Annotated in this window: 14 protein-coding genes; 10 read left to right on the top strand and 4 right to left on the bottom strand. The window is 64.2% G+C overall.

Annotated features, from left to right (window positions below):
• Window positions 1-11: 11 nt before the first annotated feature.
• The 5 genes from GSQ92_RS08615 (at window position 12) to GSQ92_RS08595 (ending at window position 5,875) form a co-directional block, all read left to right on the top strand.
• Window positions 12-824: a class I SAM-dependent methyltransferase gene (locus GSQ92_RS08615; RefSeq protein ID WP_158802876.1), complete on the top strand. Its 813-nt coding sequence runs from the start codon at window positions 12-14 to the stop codon at window positions 822-824.
• Window positions 825-879: 55 nt separating this feature from the next.
• A complete protein-coding gene (locus GSQ92_RS08610) occupies window positions 880-2,118 on the top strand; it encodes a CaiB/BaiF CoA-transferase family protein (protein ID WP_254065612.1) in 1,239 nt (412 codons plus the stop codon).
• Window positions 2,115-3,038 carry a hydroxymethylglutaryl-CoA lyase gene (locus GSQ92_RS08605; RefSeq protein ID WP_158802874.1) on the top strand — a complete coding sequence of 308 codons (924 nt, stop codon included), beginning with the start codon at window positions 2,115-2,117 and terminating at the stop codon, window positions 3,036-3,038. Before GSQ92_RS08610 ends, GSQ92_RS08605 begins: the two co-directional genes overlap by 4 nt.
• 240 nt (window positions 3,039-3,278) lie before the next feature.
• Window positions 3,279-4,718: an aldehyde dehydrogenase family protein gene (locus tag GSQ92_RS08600; protein WP_158802873.1), complete on the top strand. Its 1,440-nt coding sequence runs from the start codon at window positions 3,279-3,281 to the stop codon at window positions 4,716-4,718.
• A complete protein-coding gene (locus GSQ92_RS08595; protein ID WP_159013363.1) occupies window positions 4,718-5,875 on the top strand; it encodes a CaiB/BaiF CoA-transferase family protein in 1,158 nt (385 codons plus the stop codon). The genes GSQ92_RS08600 and GSQ92_RS08595 overlap by 1 nt, the downstream gene beginning before the upstream one ends.
• Before the next feature lie 168 nt (window positions 5,876-6,043).
• Here the strand turns inward: GSQ92_RS08595 and GSQ92_RS08590 are convergent, their stop codons facing one another.
• On the bottom strand, window positions 6,044-7,762 hold the full coding sequence (locus GSQ92_RS08590) for a dihydroxy-acid dehydratase (RefSeq protein ID WP_159013362.1): 1,719 nt from the start codon (window positions 7,760-7,762) through the stop codon (window positions 6,044-6,046).
• 73 nt (window positions 7,763-7,835) lie between these two features.
• Window positions 7,836-8,168, bottom strand: coding sequence for a cupin domain-containing protein (locus tag GSQ92_RS08585; RefSeq protein WP_158802855.1), 333 nt, complete (start codon window positions 8,166-8,168; stop codon window positions 7,836-7,838).
• 104 nt (window positions 8,169-8,272) lie between these two features.
• Here GSQ92_RS08585 and GSQ92_RS08580 point away from each other — a divergent pair, with 104 nt between their 5' ends.
• Complete coding sequence (locus tag GSQ92_RS08580) at window positions 8,273-9,109, top strand: transglutaminase family protein (protein WP_158802854.1); 837 nt, start codon at window positions 8,273-8,275, stop codon at window positions 9,107-9,109.
• 278 nt (window positions 9,110-9,387) lie between these two features.
• A complete protein-coding gene (locus GSQ92_RS08575; RefSeq protein ID WP_158802853.1) occupies window positions 9,388-10,929 on the top strand; it encodes a peptide chain release factor 3 in 1,542 nt (513 codons plus the stop codon).
• A gap of 19 nt (window positions 10,930-10,948) precedes the next feature.
• Here GSQ92_RS08575 and GSQ92_RS08570 read toward each other — a convergent pair whose 3' ends face one another.
• Complete coding sequence (locus GSQ92_RS08570; RefSeq protein ID WP_158802852.1) at window positions 10,949-11,125, bottom strand: hypothetical protein; 177 nt, start codon at window positions 11,123-11,125, stop codon at window positions 10,949-10,951.
• A 749-nt stretch (window positions 11,126-11,874) separates the two neighbouring features.
• Here GSQ92_RS08570 and GSQ92_RS08565 point away from each other — a divergent pair.
• From GSQ92_RS08565 to GSQ92_RS08555, 3 genes are all read left to right on the top strand, one after another.
• A complete protein-coding gene (locus GSQ92_RS08565) occupies window positions 11,875-14,385 on the top strand; it encodes an EAL domain-containing protein (protein WP_158802851.1) in 2,511 nt (836 codons plus the stop codon).
• Window positions 14,386-14,522: 137 nt separating this feature from the next.
• Complete coding sequence (locus GSQ92_RS08560) at window positions 14,523-15,548, top strand: isopenicillin N synthase family oxygenase (protein ID WP_158802850.1); 1,026 nt, start codon at window positions 14,523-14,525, stop codon at window positions 15,546-15,548.
• Window positions 15,549-15,579: 31 nt separating this feature from the next.
• Window positions 15,580-16,914 carry an O-acetylhomoserine aminocarboxypropyltransferase/cysteine synthase family protein gene (locus tag GSQ92_RS08555; RefSeq protein ID WP_158802849.1) on the top strand — a complete coding sequence of 445 codons (1,335 nt, stop codon included), beginning with the start codon at window positions 15,580-15,582 and terminating at the stop codon, window positions 16,912-16,914.
• Window positions 16,915-17,094: 180 nt separating this feature from the next.
• On the opposite strand, the gene GSQ92_RS08550 is transcribed toward GSQ92_RS08555, so the two are convergent.
• Entirely contained in the window at window positions 17,095-18,264 is a 1,170-nt protein-coding gene (locus tag GSQ92_RS08550; protein WP_158802848.1) for a zinc-dependent alcohol dehydrogenase, read from the bottom strand.
• Between the last annotated feature and the right edge of the window lie 101 nt (window positions 18,265-18,365).

Raw genomic sequence — 18,365 nt, 5'->3', positions numbered from 1 at the left:
GAGCACCGGTTATGACGCGGTTCGATGCGTCGTGGCTGGAACTGCGCGAGCCTGCGGATCTCCAGGCTCGCAATCCGGATTTGCTCAGGACTGTCGCGGCTGCCTTGGGCGCATCGGGCGGCGTCGTCGTCGATCTTGGCTGCGGCACCGGTGCGACATTCCGAGCCCTGTCGCCATGGCTTCTCGCGCCGGTGCGTTGGCGCCTCATCGACAATGACCGGAGCTTACTGGATGCCGCCATGGTGTCCATCGGAGCGCTAGCTGAAGCAGTTCAACTGGACCTCGCGCAGCTCGATGAGTTGCCACTGCGCGATGCCACATTCGTTACCGCCTCCGCGCTCTTCGACCTTTGCGCGGCATCCTTCATCGAGGCTCTCGCGGATCGGCTTGCCGAGCGGCGTCTCGATCTCTACGCCGCGCTGAACTATGACGGCACCATCATCTGGTCACCCCTTCACGAGTCCGATGGGGCGATCGTTGCACTCTTCAACCGGCATCAGCGGTCGGACAAGGGAATGGGCCAGGCGCTTGGACCGGAGGCCGGTCGGGCATTGGCTGATACCTTTGCCGCGCTCGGCTATGATGTCATTCGCGCGGACAGTGCCTGGCAATTGTCGCAGGGGGTGGAGGCCTTGCAAATCGCGTTCATCGAGGGGGTCGCCCGGGCGGTGGCGGAGACGGGCGGCATGGCCGCGGCGGAGCTTCGCGATTGGAGGACCTTCCGGCTGGCGACCCTGAAAACCGGCGCCTCCTGCCGGGTTGGTCATGTCGATGTGCTGGCGCGGCCGCCTGATGCAAGGAGGCATGAGCCGCAACGCCATTGACGATGGGGGCCGCCGTGGCGAGTGTGCGTCTGGCCCATACAAGCAAAGAGATCGCGTGACCGACAACACGACGAGCGATGCGCCGCCCTCATCGGGTCCCCTGACGGGGTTGCGCGTGCTGGAACTCGGCCATTTCGTCGCCGCCCCGTTCTGCACACGGCTCCTTGGCGATCTTGGCGCCGATGTCATCAAGGTCGAGCCGCCCAAGGGCGATCCGGTGCGCGAATGGGGTGCCCGGCTGGCAGGCGAACCGCTGTGGTGGTCTGTTCACGGCCGGAACAAGCGCTGCGTCACGCTCGATCTCAAGCATCCGAAGGGTCGTGAGACCGTTCTGGCACTTGTCGCCCATTGCGATGTGCTGGTGGAGAATTTCCGGCCCGGGCAACTCGACCGCCTGGGCCTGACCGAAGTGGCTTTGCGCGCCGCGCGGCCCGATCTCGTCATCGCCCGCATTTCCGGCTACGGCCAGGATGGTCCGCAGCGCGACCGGGCGTCCTTCGGCGTCATCGGCGAGGCGGTCGGCGGGCTGCGCTACCTCACCAACCACGCGCCCGGCACCAGCGATCTGCCGCCGGTGAGGGTTGGTTTGAGCATTGGGGATTCGGTGGCCGGCATCTATGCCTGCTTCGGCATCATGGCGGCGCTGTGGAAGCGGGGTGCTGCGGGGTGCCAAGGCGTCTCGGTCGACGTTGCACTCAGTGAGGCCATTGCCAGTCTGCTGGAGGGGGCTCTGCCCGAATACGGGGCACTCGGAATTATTCGGCAGCCAAGCGGTGGACGCATCGCGACGGCGGCACCGACCAATGCCTATCGCACACGGGACGACATTTGGCTGCTCATCGCCGCCAATTCGGATGCGCTGTTTCGCCGCTTGGCGGGGGCGATGGAAGCGCCCGACCTTCTGGAAGATCCGCGCTTCGCGGGCAATCAGGCGCGCGTCGCCAATGCCGAGGCGCTGGATGCCCGAATCACGCAATGGACCCAGCAATGGGACGTCGCGGCCCTGGAGCCAGTGCTGGCCGCGGCCGATGTTCCATCGACCCGCGCCTATTCCATCGCCGATGTCGCGGCCGATCCGCAATTTCGGTTCCGTCGCATGGTGCGGGAGGTCGAGGATCCGCTCCTCGGCCGCGTGCTGCATCCCGGCATCGTGCCGCATGTGCCGGAGGATCCGGGGCAAATCCGCTGGCCCGGTCCTGCGATCGGCGCGCATAACCGGGAGGTCTTCGGCGGCCTGCTCGCCATGTCCGACGCTGCAATAGCGGAGCTGGTCTCGGAAGGCGTCAGTCGGTGAACGCGATCGAGATCGTCGATGTGACGCTGCGGGACGGCATTCAGCCCATCGGTCCGTGGATACCGACCGAGCGCAAGATCGCGCTGTTGCATAGTCTGGCCGCGACCGGCCTCAGGCGCATGGAAGTCGGCGCCTTCGTCAGCGCCAACGCGATGCCGCAGATGCGCGATACCTTGGCTGTGCTGGAAGCCGCATTGGCGATCCCTGGCATGCGCGCTCAGGTGCTGGTACCGACGGCGCGGCGGGCGGCCGAGGCGGTGGCGGCTGGGGCGAGGGAACTGGCCTTCGTCCTGTCGGTATCTGAAGCCCATAACCAAGCGAATCTGCGCCGGTCGGTCGATGAATCGGTCGCCGATTATGGTCGGTTCGTGAACGAAACGCCGCCGGATATCGCGATCCGGCTCAATCTCGCGACCAGCTTCGATTGTCCCTTCACCGGACGGGTCGCGGAGGATGCGGTGATCTCGTTGCTTGGACGCCTTCTGCCCTTGAGGCCCGAGGTCGAGGTTGGCCTCTGCGATACCACCGGCCGGGCGACACCGGATCAGGTCGATCGGCTCGTGGCACTCGCGATCGCGCATTATCCGGGTGTGGATCGCTGGGCCTTCCATGGCCATGACACCTACGCGATGGGAACCGCTAATGCCTATGCCGCCTACAATGCCGGGGTGCGGGTGATCGATGCGGCGAGCGGTGGCCTCGGCGGCTGCCCCTTCGCGCCCGGCGCGACCGGCAACGTCGCGACCGAGGATCTCGTCTGGATGTTCGAGAAGATGGGCGTTTCGACAGGCGTCGATCTCGATCGCCTCGTCGTCGTGGCGGAAGAGGCGGCGGCATTGCCGGGCGGCCTTTCAGGCGGCCGTGTTCGCCAAGCCGTGTTGGCCCAGGCTCGGAGGCGTGTGGCTGCCGCCGGGGCCTGAAGGCCTGTCGTCGCTGATCTCCGGAATAGGCATCGCTGCCACGGCCGATTCGCTTGCGAGGGGCGGCCGCCAAGCCTTGCGCCTGCTCTGGGGCGGGTGAAATATGTTGCCGAGCGTAGGTTCCAAAGAGGCGCTGCCATCAGCGGGCGCCGTCCAGCACGCATATGACCCTGCCATATCTGGTCGAGCACGATCTCGGCCTGCCGGGCTGTGATAGGCGGGGAAAGAGGAGATCTCGGCATGCAGACACAACAGCAGTTCATTGGCGGTTCCTGGCGCGCGGGCGCGCAGACGCTGCCGATCATCAATCCATCCGATGGCCAGGAGGTCGGCCGCATCGCGCGCGGCACCGCCGCCGACGTCGATGCGGCCGTTAGGGCAGGGCTGGCGGCGGTGGAGGGCGAGTGGGGGCGGACGGATGCGGCGGCGCGCGGACGGCTGCTTCTCCGCATGGCGGAATTCATCCGGCGCGACGCGGAAAGCCTCGCGAAACTGGAAAGCCTCGATGTCGGCAAACCACTGTCCCAGGCACGCACGGATGTCACCGTCTGCGCGCGCTACTTCGAATACTATGCCGGCGCGGCGGACAAGGTGCACGGCGAAACCATTCCGTTCCAGGACGGTTTCACCGTGATGACGGTGTGGGAGCCGCATGGCGTGACGGCGCATATCCTGCCGTGGAATTATCCGTTGCAGATGACTGGCCGCTCGATTGCGCCGGCGCTCGCCATGGGCAATGCGATCGTGGTCAAGCCGGCCGAGGATACCTCGCTCACGGCGCTCGCACTGGCGCGGCTGGCGGAGGAGGCGGGGTTTCCAGCCGGCGTCCTCAATGTCGTCACCGGGCTGGGCGAGGAAGCCGGGGCAGCGTTATGCGCGCATCCCGGTGTCAGCCACATCAGCTTCACCGGATCGCCCGAGGTCGGCACGCTGGTGCAGACCGCCGCCGCCCAGCGCACGATTCCGGTGACGCTGGAACTTGGCGGCAAGTCGCCTCAGGTGGTCTTCGCGGATGCGGATTTGAACGATGCGGCCGCCACCATAACCCGCGCTATCACGCAGAATTCTGGTCAGACCTGCAGCGCCGGCTCCCGCGTGATCATCGAGGATCGTGCCTATGACAGCTTCACCGCCGATCTGGCGAAGCGGTTTAAGGCGCTCCGCATCGGTGCATCGGACCAGGATCTCGATATGGGTCCTGTGGTCAATGCGGTGCAAAAGGAGCGGATAGAGGGTTTCCTCGCGCTGGCCGAGCGCGACGGGTTGCCGATCCTGGCTCAGGGCGATCTCGGCACTAATGTTTCGGCTGACGGGTTTTATGTGCGTCCGACACTGATCGGCGACGTGCCCTTCGATCATCCCTTGGCCCAGCAGGAGATCTTCGGGCCGGTGCTCGTCGCCATCCGTATGAAGGACGAGGCGGATGCACTACGCATCGCGAACAGCACTGAATACGGCTTGGTCGCTGGCATCTGGACGGGCGATATCGGGCGCGCGCTGCGCCTGGCGCATGGTGTGAAATCCGGCCAGGTCTACATCAACAACTATGGTGCGGGTGGTGGGGTGGAGCTGCCCTTCGGTGGCGTGAAGCGTTCGGGCCATGGGCGCGAGAAGGGTTTCGCGGCGCTGCACGGTTTCGGCACGCTGAAGACCATCGCCATCAAGCACAAGGCCGCCTGATGGCGCAGCCGGGATCCGCGCCGAGGCCGGAGCCCGGCAAGCCGTTGCGCGGTCTGCTGGTGGTCGCCTTGGAGCAGGCGGTGGCGGCGCCTTACTGCTCCTCACGTCTCGCCGATGCCGGGGCCCGGGTCATCAAGATCGAGCGGCGGGAAGGCGATTTCGCGCGCGGCTATGACGCCGCCGTGCATGGCACGTCGAGCTATTTCGTCTGGCTCAACCGCGGCAAGGAAAGCCTCGTTCTGGACATCAAGAATGCAGAGGACTCGGCGCTTCTGCATCGCCTTGTCGCGCGCGCCGATGTCTTCATTCAGAACCTGGCGCCGGGAGCCGCGGCGCGGGCGGGTTTCGACAGCGTGCAGCTGCGTGCACGGCATCACAGACTGATCACCGTCGATATTTCCGGCTACGGAACCGGCAACAGCTACGCCGACATGAAGGCCTATGACCTGCTCGTGCAGGCCGAGAGCGGTCTCGCTTCCATCACCGGCCATCCGGCCGGGCCGGGGCGTGTCGGCGTCTCCGTCTGCGATGTGAGTTGCGGCATGTATGCCTATTCGGCGGTGCTCGAGGCTTTGATCAGCCGAGGCGTCACCGGGCAAGGCGCGCGGCTGGAGGTCAGCCTGTTCGACGCCATGGCGGATTGGATGAATGTGCCGCTGCTGTATTTCGAGGGCACCGGAAATGCGCCGAAGCGTGTGGATCTCGCGCATCCTTCCATCTGCCCCTACGGCGCTTTCGCGCTAAGTGACGGCCACCTGGTCCTGATTGCGATTCAGAACGAGCGGGAGTGGGCGAAATTTTGCAATGAGGTTCTGCTGGAGCCTGATTTGCCGCGGCAGCCGGGTTTCGAGAGCAACACCACGCGCGTCGCTCATCGTGAGGCCGTGGATGCGCGTGTCGGCCGTTCGCTTGGTGCGCTTGACCGCGAGACGGCTTCTGTCCGTCTGCGTGCGGCGCAGACGGCGTTCGGCTTCGTCAATGACCTGAGCGGTCTCGCCGCCCATCCCGCTCTGCGGCGTTCGCGGGTCGAACTGACGGATGGCACGGCCGATATTGTAGCGGCGCCGGTTCTTATAGACGGTGGCAATCGGCGACTTGGCAAGGTTCCAGGCATCGGCGAACACTCCGCCGCCATTCGCGCGGAATTTGCCGGATGACGGCTGCGAGTTTTTTGGCAAAGTCTCCAACGTCATCGTCGGCGAAGGCCGAGGATCCACGCCTTACTCGCGGCGCAAAGGCGACGCGTGGATGCTCGGCCTTCGCCGAGCATGACGAGGCGCCCGCGAGGCGCGCGCAAGATAGGTTGAATATAGGCGACTGCCGCTTCAGCGATCCGCCGCATCCTTCATCAAGAACCGAAAATCGCAGCCAAACTCTGCCTGTGTGACGAACTCGCTATGCAGCCAGTCGTAGCCGCGCTTCGCCGGACCGGCGGCGGCCGGAGCGGTCCCGGCTTTTCTGCGTTGTAACTCGTCGGGCGCGACACGCAATTCGATGCTTCGGTCACGCACACTCAGCGCGATCACATCGCCCGTCTCAACGAAGCTCAACGGACCGCCCGAGGCTGCGTCCGGCGAAACATGCAGCACGATCGTCCCGAAAGCCGTGCCGCTCATGCGCGCGTCGGAAATTCGCAGCATGTCCTTGACCCCGGCGCGCGCGAGCTTCTTGGGGATCGGCAAATAGCCTGCTTCCGGCATGCAAGACTCGCTACGCGGCCCGGCATTCTTGAGCACAAGGATATCGTCGGCATGCACATCAAGATCCGGATCGTCAATCCTATTGGCGAGATCATCGAGCGACGAGAAAACCACGCATCGTCCCTCCTTCTCGAACAACTTCGGATCGGCGGCCGAACGCTTGAGAATGGCCCCATTCGGCGCAAGATTGCCGAACAGCGCGACAAGCCCTCCTTCATCCTGAACCGGCTGGTCGCGCGCCCGGACAACCGCGCGATCGACCCAAGGATCCCAGCGCTCGATCCGCTCGCCAATCGTCTCCCCGGTGACTGTCAGGCAATCGAGGTTCAGGAGATGGCGTAGTTCGCGCATGACGGCGGGAATACCTCCGGCGGCGGCGAGATCCTCCATGTAGAAAGCCCCCGTCGGCTTGAGATCGACCAGAACCGGTGTCGTGTCGGACAGGACGTTGAGCCGTTTGAGGTCGAGTTGCAGTCCGAGCCGCCCGGCGATCGCGGCAAGGTGGATCACCGCATTGGTCGATCCGCCGATCGCGAGCAGAACGCGCACGGCGTTCTCCAGCGCCTGCTCCGTGATGATGTGGCTGGGCGTGAGGTCGGAGCCAATCAGCCCAACGGCCATGCGGCCGGTTTCCTCCGCGAGGCGCAGCCGCAAAGCATCCACCGCGGGAACGGCTGCGGACCCGGCCGGCATCATGCCCAGCGCCTCGGCGATCGAGGCCATGGTGCTGGCGGTGCCCATGACCGCGCAGGTGCCGGCCGTGGTTGCGAGCCTCTGCTCCACCTCGGCGATCTCCACGTCATCGATTTCGCCGGCGCGGTAGCGCGCCCAGAAGCGGCGGCAATCCGTGCAGGCACCGAGCCTTTCGCCATGATAGCGGCCGGTCGACATCGGCCCGGTCACCAGCTGGATCGCGGGAAGATCGGCGGAGACCGCGCCCATGAGCTGCGCCGGCACGGTCTTGTCGCACCCGCCGACCAGAACGACGGCATCCATGGGCTGCGCGCGGATCATCTCCTCGACATCCATCGACATGAGGTTCCGAAACTTCAGGCTGGTCGGCACCAGGAAGACCTCGCCGAGAGAAACCGTGGGAAATTCGATCGGCAGCGCCCCCGCCGCCAGAACGCCACGCTTCACGGCCTCGACAAGTTCCGGCATGGCGCGGTGGCAGTTGTTGAAGCCGCTCTCGGAATGGCAGATGCCGACGATCGGCCGCTCCAGCATCTCCCGGCTGTAGCCCATGGAACTTGCGAAAGACCGCCGCAGATACCCGCTGAAGCCGAAATCGCCGTAGTTGGTGAGGCCGCGACGCAATCCGCGCGGCTTGGCTTCGTCGCTCATTGTCTCGGTCCTCTAGTTCGTCTCAGCCTCACACGGTCTGGCACAGCTTACCGCCGATGCCGAGACGGCGAGCCTATTCGAGCAAGTGGATCAGCTCCCGGTCCTGCTCACCGAGCAGGTAGGTCGCGATAAAGACGGCGGGCGCGGAGTCCGAGGCATTGTCGAAGCGTTGCAAGGTGGTGTCGGCAGGCTCGAAGACCGTTTGCCCTACCGTAAAGGTATGCGGCTCCTCGCCGAGAAATTGAACCGTGACGCTGCCCTCGACGACGAAGCTGATAACCGGGCAGGGGTGGCGATGCAGGCCTGTTTTGCCGCCGGGCGGGAGAGTCAGGCGCTGAACCTCGACCCGGCCGATCATCCGGCCGTTCGCCAGGGGGTAGGTGCCCAAGGGTTTGCGATCCACCATCGTCAATCCTTTCGTTTTCGCGCGCACCGGGCTTCCCGCTCTTGTCTTTCGAGCCGCTCGGCCCACGCGTAAGCTTGGCAGATCATTGGCCCTGGGAACCAGCAATGCGCTTCAGACTCGGCTGCAGGCTCGGCTATCGGACCACAAACGAAACGACGTTCATCTTCAACGTGGAGGCGCAGCAGTCGGCTGGGCAAGTCATCGAGGAGGAACGCCTCGAAATCGCGCCGACCCTGCGGCAGGAGCAGTGGCAGATGCCCGAGACCGGCAACCGCTATCTCCGGGTGACCGCGTCGCCGGGCGAACTGATCGTGAAGTATGAGGCGGTCGTCAGTCTCACGCCCAGCCTGGAAGATCCCAATGCCGTTACCGAACTCAATCCCTCCAATCTGCCTCTGAATGTCTTCCCCTACCTCAACCCAAGCCGTTATTGCCAATCGGACAAGCTCGACCGGTTCGCGCGCAGCACCTTCGGGGCGCTTCAGCCCGGCTACACGCGGGTGAACGGGATCTGCAACTGGATCTACGACTACGTGTCCTATGAGGGCGGCGTCTCGGACGCCATGACCTCGGCCTTCGACACGGTAACGCAGCGCGCGGGTGTGTGCCGTGACTTCGCGCATCTCGGCATCGCGCTCTGCCGCACGATGAACATCCCCGCCCGCTATGTCAGCGCCTATGCCTTCCGCCTCAATCCGCCGGACTTCCATGCGGTCTTCGAGGCATTTCTCCAGGGTCCCAACGGGCCCGGCTGGTATCTGTTCGACCCTACCCGCATGTCCGATCCCGCCGGGCTCGTGCGCATCGGCGTCGGGCGCGATGCCGCGGATGTGGCCTTCGGCAGTGCTTTCGGCGCGGTCAGCTACGACATACCTCAAGTCCATATCGAGGCTGACGGGGAACAGAGCCCGGCCACCACGCAGGCGATCCGCTTAGGCTAAGCTGGCCGCCGACCGGTCAATCCGAAGGTCTCGCGACAGCCGGTGTTCCGGCATGGGTCTTGAGCCCGGCAGGTGGTTTCGATATGAGGCTGCTCTGATGTCCGGGGCGGCGCCGTGATCAGCGGCCGCCCGGGCTCCGGTTGCGCCGAACCACCACTTGCCGCGCGCCGGATCGATCTCCCGCAACTGATTGGACGCGTGATGCCTGCCCCGACCCTCGCCTGCGATCCGAGGGCCATCACGGCCTTCCCGGCATCATCCGGCTACGGTGGTGTCCGATGAATAGCCCTACCTCCCTGGTCACCGAGATCGCGCGCCGGCGTACCTTCGCCATCATCTCGCACCCTGACGCCGGCAAGACCACGCTGACTGAGCGGCTGTTGCGAGCGGGCGGCGCCATCCAGCTCGCCGGCAGCGTTCGCGCCAAGGCGGAGCGCCGCTCCACACGCTCCGACTGGATGGGGATCGAGCGGGATCGCGGCATCTCCGTCGTCACCTCGGTCATGACCTTCGAATATGGCGGCTGCGTCTTCAACCTGCTCGATACGCCGGGGCATGAGGATTTCTCCGAGGATACCTACCGCACGCTGACGGCGGTTGATTCCGCCGTGATGGTGATCGATGCCGCCAAGGGGATCGAGGCGCGGACCCGCAAGCTGTTCGAGATCTGTCGCATGCGGAATATCCCGATCATCACCTTCATCAACAAGATGGACCGCGAGGCGCGGGACCCCTTCGAACTGCTGGACGATGTGGCGGCCACCCTGGCGCTGGATACCGCGCCGGTCACCTGGCCCGTGGGCCGTGCCAGCGACTTTGTCGGCACCTATGACCTGCGGACCCGCGACTACCACCTCACCACGAAGCTGCCGCAGTCCGACGATCGCATGATCACGCTCGGGGAGGAGGTCGATCTCGTCCGTGCCGCGCTGCCGGTCTTCGAGGAGGCCAGCTTCATGGAAGGCCACCTCACGCCGGTCTTCTTCGGCAGCGCCATCCGGGAGATCGGGGTGAGCGATCTGCTCGACGCATTGGCCGATTTCGGCCCCAAGCCCCGCGCCCAGCCTGCGGATACTCGGGTGGTCGAGGCAATGGAGCCTGCCGTCACAGCCCTGGTCTTCAAGATCCAGGCGAATATGGACCCGAATCATCGCGACCGCATCGCCTTCGCCCGCGTTTGCTCCGGCCGGCTGGTGCGCGGGATGAAGCTGAAACAGGTCCGCACCGGCAAAACGATCCCGCTGACCGCGCCGCAGTTCTTCTTCGCGCGGGACCGGGCGCTGGCCGAGGAGGCCTTCGCGGGCGACGTGGTCGGCATTCCTAATCACGGAACGCTTCGCATCGGCGATACTCTGACCGAGGAGGAGAGCCTCAACTTCGTCGGCGTGCCACATTTCGCGCCCGAGTTGCTGCGCCGGGTGCGGCTCGACGATGCGATGAAGGCCAAGAAATTGCGGCAGGCGTTGCAGGAATTGGCGGAGGAGGGCGTCGTGCAGCTATTCCGCCCGCAGGATGGCTCGCAGCCCATCGTGGGCGTGGTCGGCACCCTTCAGCTCGACGTGTTGCTGACCCGTCTCGCCGGCGAATACGGCGTCGCGATCGGCTACGAGCAGACGCCCTATTCGGTGGCCCGCTGGGTTTCCGGGGAGCGGGTGCCGCTCGCGAAATTCGTGGCGGCGCAGAGGACGTCCATGGCCGATGACGTCGATGGCGACCCGGTCTATCTCGCCAGTTCCGCCTATACGATGCGCCGGGCGATGGAGACCAACCCCGATCTCACCTTCCGCGACATCAAGGACGTCCGGCTCGAGGCCGCCTGATAGCCCGGCGACCGAGGGGTCAGAAGCCCACGAACTTCCAGTTATAGACCGTGAAGAAGAAGAAAAACGCGCCAATGACGATCATGAAGCCGACACGCTGGTCATGCGTGGAATTCGGCCGGGAGTGAAAGAACACGAATAGGGCCAGGGCCAGGAATACCAGGAACCCTATGATCTCTCTCAGTATGCCCGACACTCTTAGGCTCCCTCTCTGGCCGGCCGCTCCGAAGTCGGGGCGGCTCCGCACAGCCTCCTTAGATCAGCCAGCGCCGCTCCACCAGCGGCCGAAAGGCCCGATCCCGGTCGGTCGGCGGTTGAGAGTTATCATACCGCGATTGCCAGGACTACCGCACCCGCATCCGCTTCCCGTGGCCCAGATTCAACGCTTCATGATTGTATATATCGATGCGTCCGCGAAGCCTCATGAGCGCGTGCGACATCAGAGATGCACGCCGCTGGCCGCCTCCCACGGGGAGTCCTTGCCCCGTAATGCGCGACGTTACTCTATGGATATTGTTTTGATGGGGTTAGCCTGCGAGGCGTTTGTGTGGTGCTGAAGCGCCGGGCGGTGATTGCGAAAATTGACGCCACGATCAGCGTCTCGCAACGATTAAAGTCTTTTGGGGCTGTACCGAAGATCGGCCCAAGAAGACGGCAAGAACGATGGTCCAATTCTGAAGTTAGGCATCTGCGATTAGCGCGGGACGAATCCGCCTAGCCTACGGCTAGACTCTACGAGATTCGATGCAGTGGGTGAGACCTTGCCATTTTCCGATCAGAGCGCCGATTGCGACACAAAATGGCCCGGTGCACTCGCGGGAGTTGCAGAGTCGCTCAGTTTCCTCTCTAATCATGCGACGTTTCCACAGCAGTTAGGCACAGATGGCTTCGGCTCTAAGGCCAGCGAACGAAGCAGAAAGAATTCGCTCGCTGCTGGCGCATGATGTGCTTGACACCCCTGATGACCCCTATTTGGTCCGCCTGACGCATTTCGCGGCACGCGAATTCAGCATGCCTATGGCGCTGGTCAATCTGGTCGATGTCGAGCGGCAGTGGACCATGTCGGCCTATGGCTTTCCCAGAGGGTTAGACGTTCCGCGCTCGCTGGCGTTTTGTTCGATCACCATCCTGTCCCCTGACAGGGTCACGGTGATACCCGATGCGCGGCTCGATCCGCGTGTCGCGAATAACCCGGCGGTAACCCCAGAATGTGGCATTCGTTTCTACGCCGGAGCGCCGATTACGGACTCCGAGGGCCTTGCCCTTGGCACGCTCTGCGTCCTCGACACCGAACCGCGCAGCTTCAGTCCCGCCGCCGCCGATGCGCTGGCTGAGCTTGCCAAGGACGCATCCTCGCGATTCGAACTCTATCGCGCTGCTGCGGCCCTGCGTGAGAGCGAGATCCACCATCGCCATGCGGTCGAGCTCAATCCGCAAATTCCCTGGACGGCCTCGGCCGCCGGCAAAATGGAGGAAGCCAGCTCGCGTTGGCAGGCTCTCACCGGGTTGTCACCGGCCTCGCCGCGAGGCGATTCCTGGACCGAGGCAGTACATCCGGATGACCTCTCCGCCGTTCAGGCCGCCTGGGCGGTGTCGTTGCCCAGTGGAAAGCCGCTCGACCATGAATACCGGCTGCGGTTGGCGGACGGCAGTTACCGCTGGTTTCGCTCCCGCGCGGCCCCGCGGCGCGACGATGCCGGGCGAATCATAAAATGGTATGGGACACTCGAGGACATTCATGATGGCAAGCTCGCCGATCTGGCGCTGCAGGAAAGCGAGAAGCGGCTACGCTTTGCCTTGGAGGCCGGAAAGTTCGGCGCATGGGAGGTCGATTTCAACACGCGCCGCGTCACCGCCTCCGATCTTTGCGCATTCAACTTCGGGCTGAGGCGTGGTGAAGACCTCTCGGATTACGATCGGCTAATCGAATCCGTCCACCCGGCGGATCGCGAGCGGCGCAGCCAGGCGATCGAGCGAGCCCTGGCGGCCGGCGAGGCATACGAGGTCGAATACCGCAACATTTGGCCCGACGGGAGCATTCACTGGATCCGCATAACGGGCCGCGGGGTCTATTCAGAGGACGGTACGCCGATGCGCGCCGTCGGCCTGTCGCTCGACATCACCGATCAGCGCCGGGTCGAGGAGGAGCGGCTAAGGGCTGAAGCCAAGCTGCTTTACCTCGCGCATCACGATGCCCTCACAGGCGTTGCGAACCGGCGTCTCCTGAACGACCGGCTGTCGCAAGCGCTCGATCTGGCGGACCCGGACAATATGGCAGCGCTCCTCTGTATCGACCTCGACAATTTCCGGGCGGCCAACGACGCTTTGGGCCACGACACCGGAGACGGGTTGCTGCGGCTGGCCGCCGACCGGATCGGCAGTTGTCTCCGCCCCACGGATACCGTGGCGCGCTATGTCGGAAATAAATTCGCGGTGCTGCGCGGCGGGGTGACTTGCCCGAGCGAGGTCGATGAACTGGCCCATCAGATCCTCCAGGTTCTCAGCGAGCCCACGGAGCTGAACGGACATACCGTGGTGCTAGGCGGCAGCATCGGCATCGCCTTCGCCCCAGGAGACGCCAGCCGGCCTGAGCGACTGCTCCGCAATGCCGACACGGCACTCTATCGCGCAAAGACGACCAGCCGGGGTTCGTACAGACATTTCGAATCCGAGATGGATATGGGTTTGCAGGCGCGCCAGGCGCTCAAGCTCAGCCTGCGCGACGCGCTGGAAAAGCAGGCATTCCGGCTGTTCTTCCAGCCCCTGATTGAGCTGTCGACCGGCCGCCTCGTCAGTTTCGAAGCATTGCTGCGCTGGGAGCATCCAACGCGCGGGCTGCTTTCCCCCGCTGAGTTCATCCCGCTTGCCGAGGAAACCGGCCTGATCGTGGGTGTGGGGCGCTGGGCTCTCACGGAAGCCTGCCGCGCCGCTCTTTCCTGGCCTGAGGCGATCAGTGTCTCGGTCAATCTATCCGTCGTGCAGTTCAATATCGGCAACCTGGAGGCCGATGTCGTCGCGGCGCTTGCCAGCACTGGCCTCGCGGCCAATCGGCTGGAACTCGAGGTTACCGAGACGTTGCTGTTGCAGGATACCTCGACGAATGCGGCAACTCTGCTTTCGCTGCGACGGAAGGGCGTGCGTATCGTCATGGATGACTTCGGCACAGGCTATTCCTCGCTCAGCTACCTTCGCACCTTCGCCTTCGACAAGGTCAAGATCGACAAGTCGCTGATCAGCGGCCTGCCGGACCGGAATGGCGGAGATGCGATCGTGCAGGCCATCATCGGCTTGTGCCGCAACCTGCGCACCGAAACGACCGCAGAAGGTGTCGAGACTCGCGCCCAACTGGAATTTCTCAAAGCGCAAGGTTGCACACAGGCGCAAGGGTATCTCTTTAGCCCTCCGGTGCCTGCCTCGGCCCTGGAGGCGCTGCTGCGGCGGGTTTGGCTCAACTGAGCCGCCAGGCAGCGCTTATAGCTGTTGCGGATCGTGCAATATCCGAAATCTATTGACGCCGGAAGCGCCCCGCGCGACTGGTAGCCCGTGCGAGAAATCACGAAAAGAAATCGTGATAGTTTGGGGCGAGGTCAAAAATGAACGTTTTGTCGCCGGCTCGTGTGCTTCCAACACTCGCTCTGTCGCGGTTTGACGGAGATGCTGCCGTGCGCCGCGCCTTCTTGGCCGATCTTCGGCGCGCGGCGCGTGAGGTCGGATTTTTCTACGTCACGGATCACGGCGTTCCGTCCGACCTGAACCGCGCCGTGCTCGATCAGGCGACGAAGCTCTTCGCCCTTCCCGAGGACGAGAAGCAGGCCATCGCGATGGTCAATTCGCCGCATTTCCGCGGCTATAACCGTGCCGGTCTTGAGCTTACGCGCGGCAAGCCCGATTGGCGCGAGCAGCTCGATGTCGGCGCCGAGCGCGCGCCCATACCGCAATCCTCGGGCACCCCGCCCTATACCCGGCTGCAAGGCCCGAACCAGTGGCCCGCCGCGCTGCCAAGCCTGAGGCCCGTGGTGCTGGAGTGGCAGGAGCAGGTGACGCAGGTCCTCGTCCGGATCCTGCGGGCTTTCGCCCTGGCCTTGGAGCAGGACGAGCATGTCTTCGCGCCGATCTATGACGGCGCGCCGCACCAGCTCCTCAAGCTCATCCGCTATCCCGGGCGCGTCGCCGAGGATGCGGAGCAGGGGGTTGGAGCTCATAAGGACAGCGCGCTGCTGTCGCTGATCCTTCAGGATGAGAATGGCGGATTGCAAGTCGAAGCCTCGCCGGGCGTGTGGATCGACGCCGCACCGCGTGAGGGCACCTTTGTCGTCAATATCGGCGAATTGCTCGAACTCGCGTCGGACGGCTACCTCAAGGCGACCATGCATCGCGTCGTGAGCCCGCTTTCCGGGCGCGAGCGGCTATCGGCCGCCTTCTTCCTGGGCGCGCGATTGGACGCGACGGTCCCGGTGCTGCGGCTGCCGCCCCATCTGGCCGCCGAGGCGCCCGGCTTCGACCGTGACCCGCAGAATCCATTGTTTCATCAGGTCGGTCAGAACACCCTCAAGGGGCGGCTGCGCTCGCATCCCGATGTTGCCCAACGCCACCACGCGGATTTGCTGGCCGCCTCCTGACTCCCAAAATCTTTGCGAAGGGGAAAGACCGATGCCCGATATTCAGCCGAGCGACCTGCCGTCAGACGCCAGTTTCCGCGCCGATTGGCAGCCGGAGACCATAGCACTTCATGGCGGTAGCTACCGGTCCGATCCGGCGACCGGCGCGGTGGCGGTGCCGATCTATCAGACGACCTCGTTTCAGTTCCAGGACACCGCGCATGCCAGCCGGCTGTTCGCGCTTCAGGAACTCGGCCACCTCTACACGCGTGTCACCAACCCGACGCAGGACGCCTTCGAGCAGCGGCTCGCGGCCCTGGAGGGCGGCGCGGCCGCGCTGGCGCTCGCCTCCGGCCAAGCGGCCTCGGCTTTCTCAGTGCTGAACGTCGCGCAGGCCGGCGACAACATCGTCAGCGGCACGGATCTCTATGGTGGTACCTGGGCGTTGTTCGCCAATACACTCAAGCGCATGGGCATCGAGACACGCTTCGTCGATCCCGCCGATCCGGAAGCCTTCGCCCGTGCGACGGACAGCAAGACCCGCGCTTATTACGGCGAGACCTTGCCCAATCCGAAGCTCGAGGTTTTCCCGATCCGCGAAGTGAGCGAGATCGGCCGCAAGCTCGGCGTACCACTCATTCTCGACAATACCGCCGCTCCGCTGACGGCGCGGCCCTTCGAGCATGGCGCGGCGATCATCGTTTATTCGACCACCAAATACATCGGCGGCCACGGCACTTCAATCGGTGGCGCGATTGTCGATGGCGGCAATTTTCCTTGGGAGGAACATGCCGCTCGCTTCCCGCTGCTCAGCGAGCCAGATCCCGCCTATCACGGCGCCGTCTGGCTAGAAGCGGCGAAGCCGCTCGGCCCTGTCGCCTTTGTGCTGCGCGCCCGCGTGGTGTTGCAGAGGGACATCGGCGCTGCGGTGTCGCCATTCAACGCGTTCCAGTTCATCCAGGGTCTGGAAACGCTTCCGCTGCGCATCCGTCAGCACAACAGCTCCGCTCAGCGTGTCGCCGAATTCTTGAGCGGGCATGCCAAGGTTTCGCGCGTCATCTATCCGGGCTTGCAGACCGGCGAGGCGCGGCGCAGGGCGGATGCCTATCTCAAGGGGGGCTATGGCGCGCTCGTTGGTTTTGAGCTGGCAGATGGCGCCGAGGCAGGCCGGCGCTTCATCGATGCGCTTCGGTTGTTCTACCACGTCGCGAACATTGGCGACGCGCGCAGCCTGGCGATCCACCCCGCGACAACCACGCATTCCCAGCTTACGGGTCCGGAACAGCTACAGACTGGAGTCACGCCGGGTTATGTCCGGCTGTCGATTGGGCTTGAGCATCCCGACGATATTCTGAGCGACCTGCAACAGGCGCTGGCGCGCGCATAGGCGCGACAGTCTGATACTGAACCGCGCCCAAAGGGTCCGTCATGGCATGCTAAGGCGGGGCGGCCCCCCGCGTGCCATCCACGCCTTGCCTTCGTTGAGCAAGGAAGGCGTGGATGCTCGGCCTCCGGCGAGCATGACGTGGTGGAACGATTAGCTTCAGGCCAAGGACATTGCGCTCTGCTACGGCTTCAGCACAACCTTAATGCAGCCGTCCTTCTTGTCGCGGAACGTCTTGTATAACTCGGGACCTTCCTCCAGCGTGGCGCGGTGGGTGATGACGAACGAAGGATCGATCTCGCCCTTCACCACGCGCTCCATCAGTGACGGCAGGTAGTGCTGCACCGGTGTCTGCGCCATGCGGAAGGTTAGCCCGCGATTGATGGCCGATCCCATCGGCACCTTATCCAACATCCCGCCATAGACACCAACGATCGAAACCGTGCCGAAGTTGCGGCAACAATGGATCGCTTGACGCAGCACATGCGGGCGGTCCGTGCCCATGAAGGTCGCGACCTTAACACGGTCCACCACGGCATCGAAGCCTGAGCCCATATCAGGCTCCGTTCCCACCGCATCAATACAGGCGTCAGCGCCGCGCCCATGCGTCAGTTCCTGGATGCGGTCGAAGATGTCGTCCGTCTTGAAGTCGAGCGTTTGCGCGCCACCCGCCTGCGCCATGGCAAGACGCTCCGGCACCGTATCGATGGCGATCACCCGCTCGGCGCCGAGCAGAAAGGCACTGCGGATCGCGAATTGTCCCACCGGCCCGCAGCCCCAAATGGCGATCGTGTCGCCACGCTGGATGTTGCAAAAGTCGGCCGCCATATAGCCTGTCGGGAAAATATCGGACAGGAAAAGCACTTGCTCGTCGCTGAGCCCCTCGGGCACCTTGATCGGCCCGACATCAGCAAAAGGCACGCGCAGATATTCCGCCTGACCGCCGCTATAGCCGCCGAGCATGTGCGAGTAGCCGAAGAGCCCGGCTGGGGAATGTCCCCACATCTTCTCTGCCATCGCGTGATTCGGATTGCTGCGCTCGCAGCCTGAGAAGAAGCCGCGTTTGCAGAAGAAACATTCGCCGCAGGAGATCGTGAACGGCACCACGACCCTATCGCCGATATTCAGCGCCTTGTTCTCGCTGCCGACCTCGACGACCTCGCCCATGGTCTCATGGCCGATGATATCGCCGCTTTTCATGCTCGGCATGACGCCGTCATACAGGTGCAGGTCGGAGCCACAGATCGCGCAGGCCGTAACCTTGATGATTGCATCGCGCGGATGTTCGATCTTGGGATCCGGCACCGTGTCGCACCGCATGTCGCTCTTGCCGTGCCATGTTAAAGCTCTCACGAGACTGTTCTCCCACCAGGATCCGAGGCGGGCATCTCGGGTGCCGAGTGGCCTGCTGCAATCTCCGCTCGCGAAAGGGGCGGTCATAACCCCGCGAGGAG

It is taken from the genome of Acidisoma sp. S159 (assembly GCF_009766125.1).
In the GTDB taxonomy this organism is placed as follows: Bacteria; Pseudomonadota; Alphaproteobacteria; order Acetobacterales; family Acetobacteraceae; genus Acidisoma.
The sequence above is the reverse complement of the archived record's forward strand: the minus strand, read 5'-3'. Positions and strand labels throughout refer to the sequence as shown.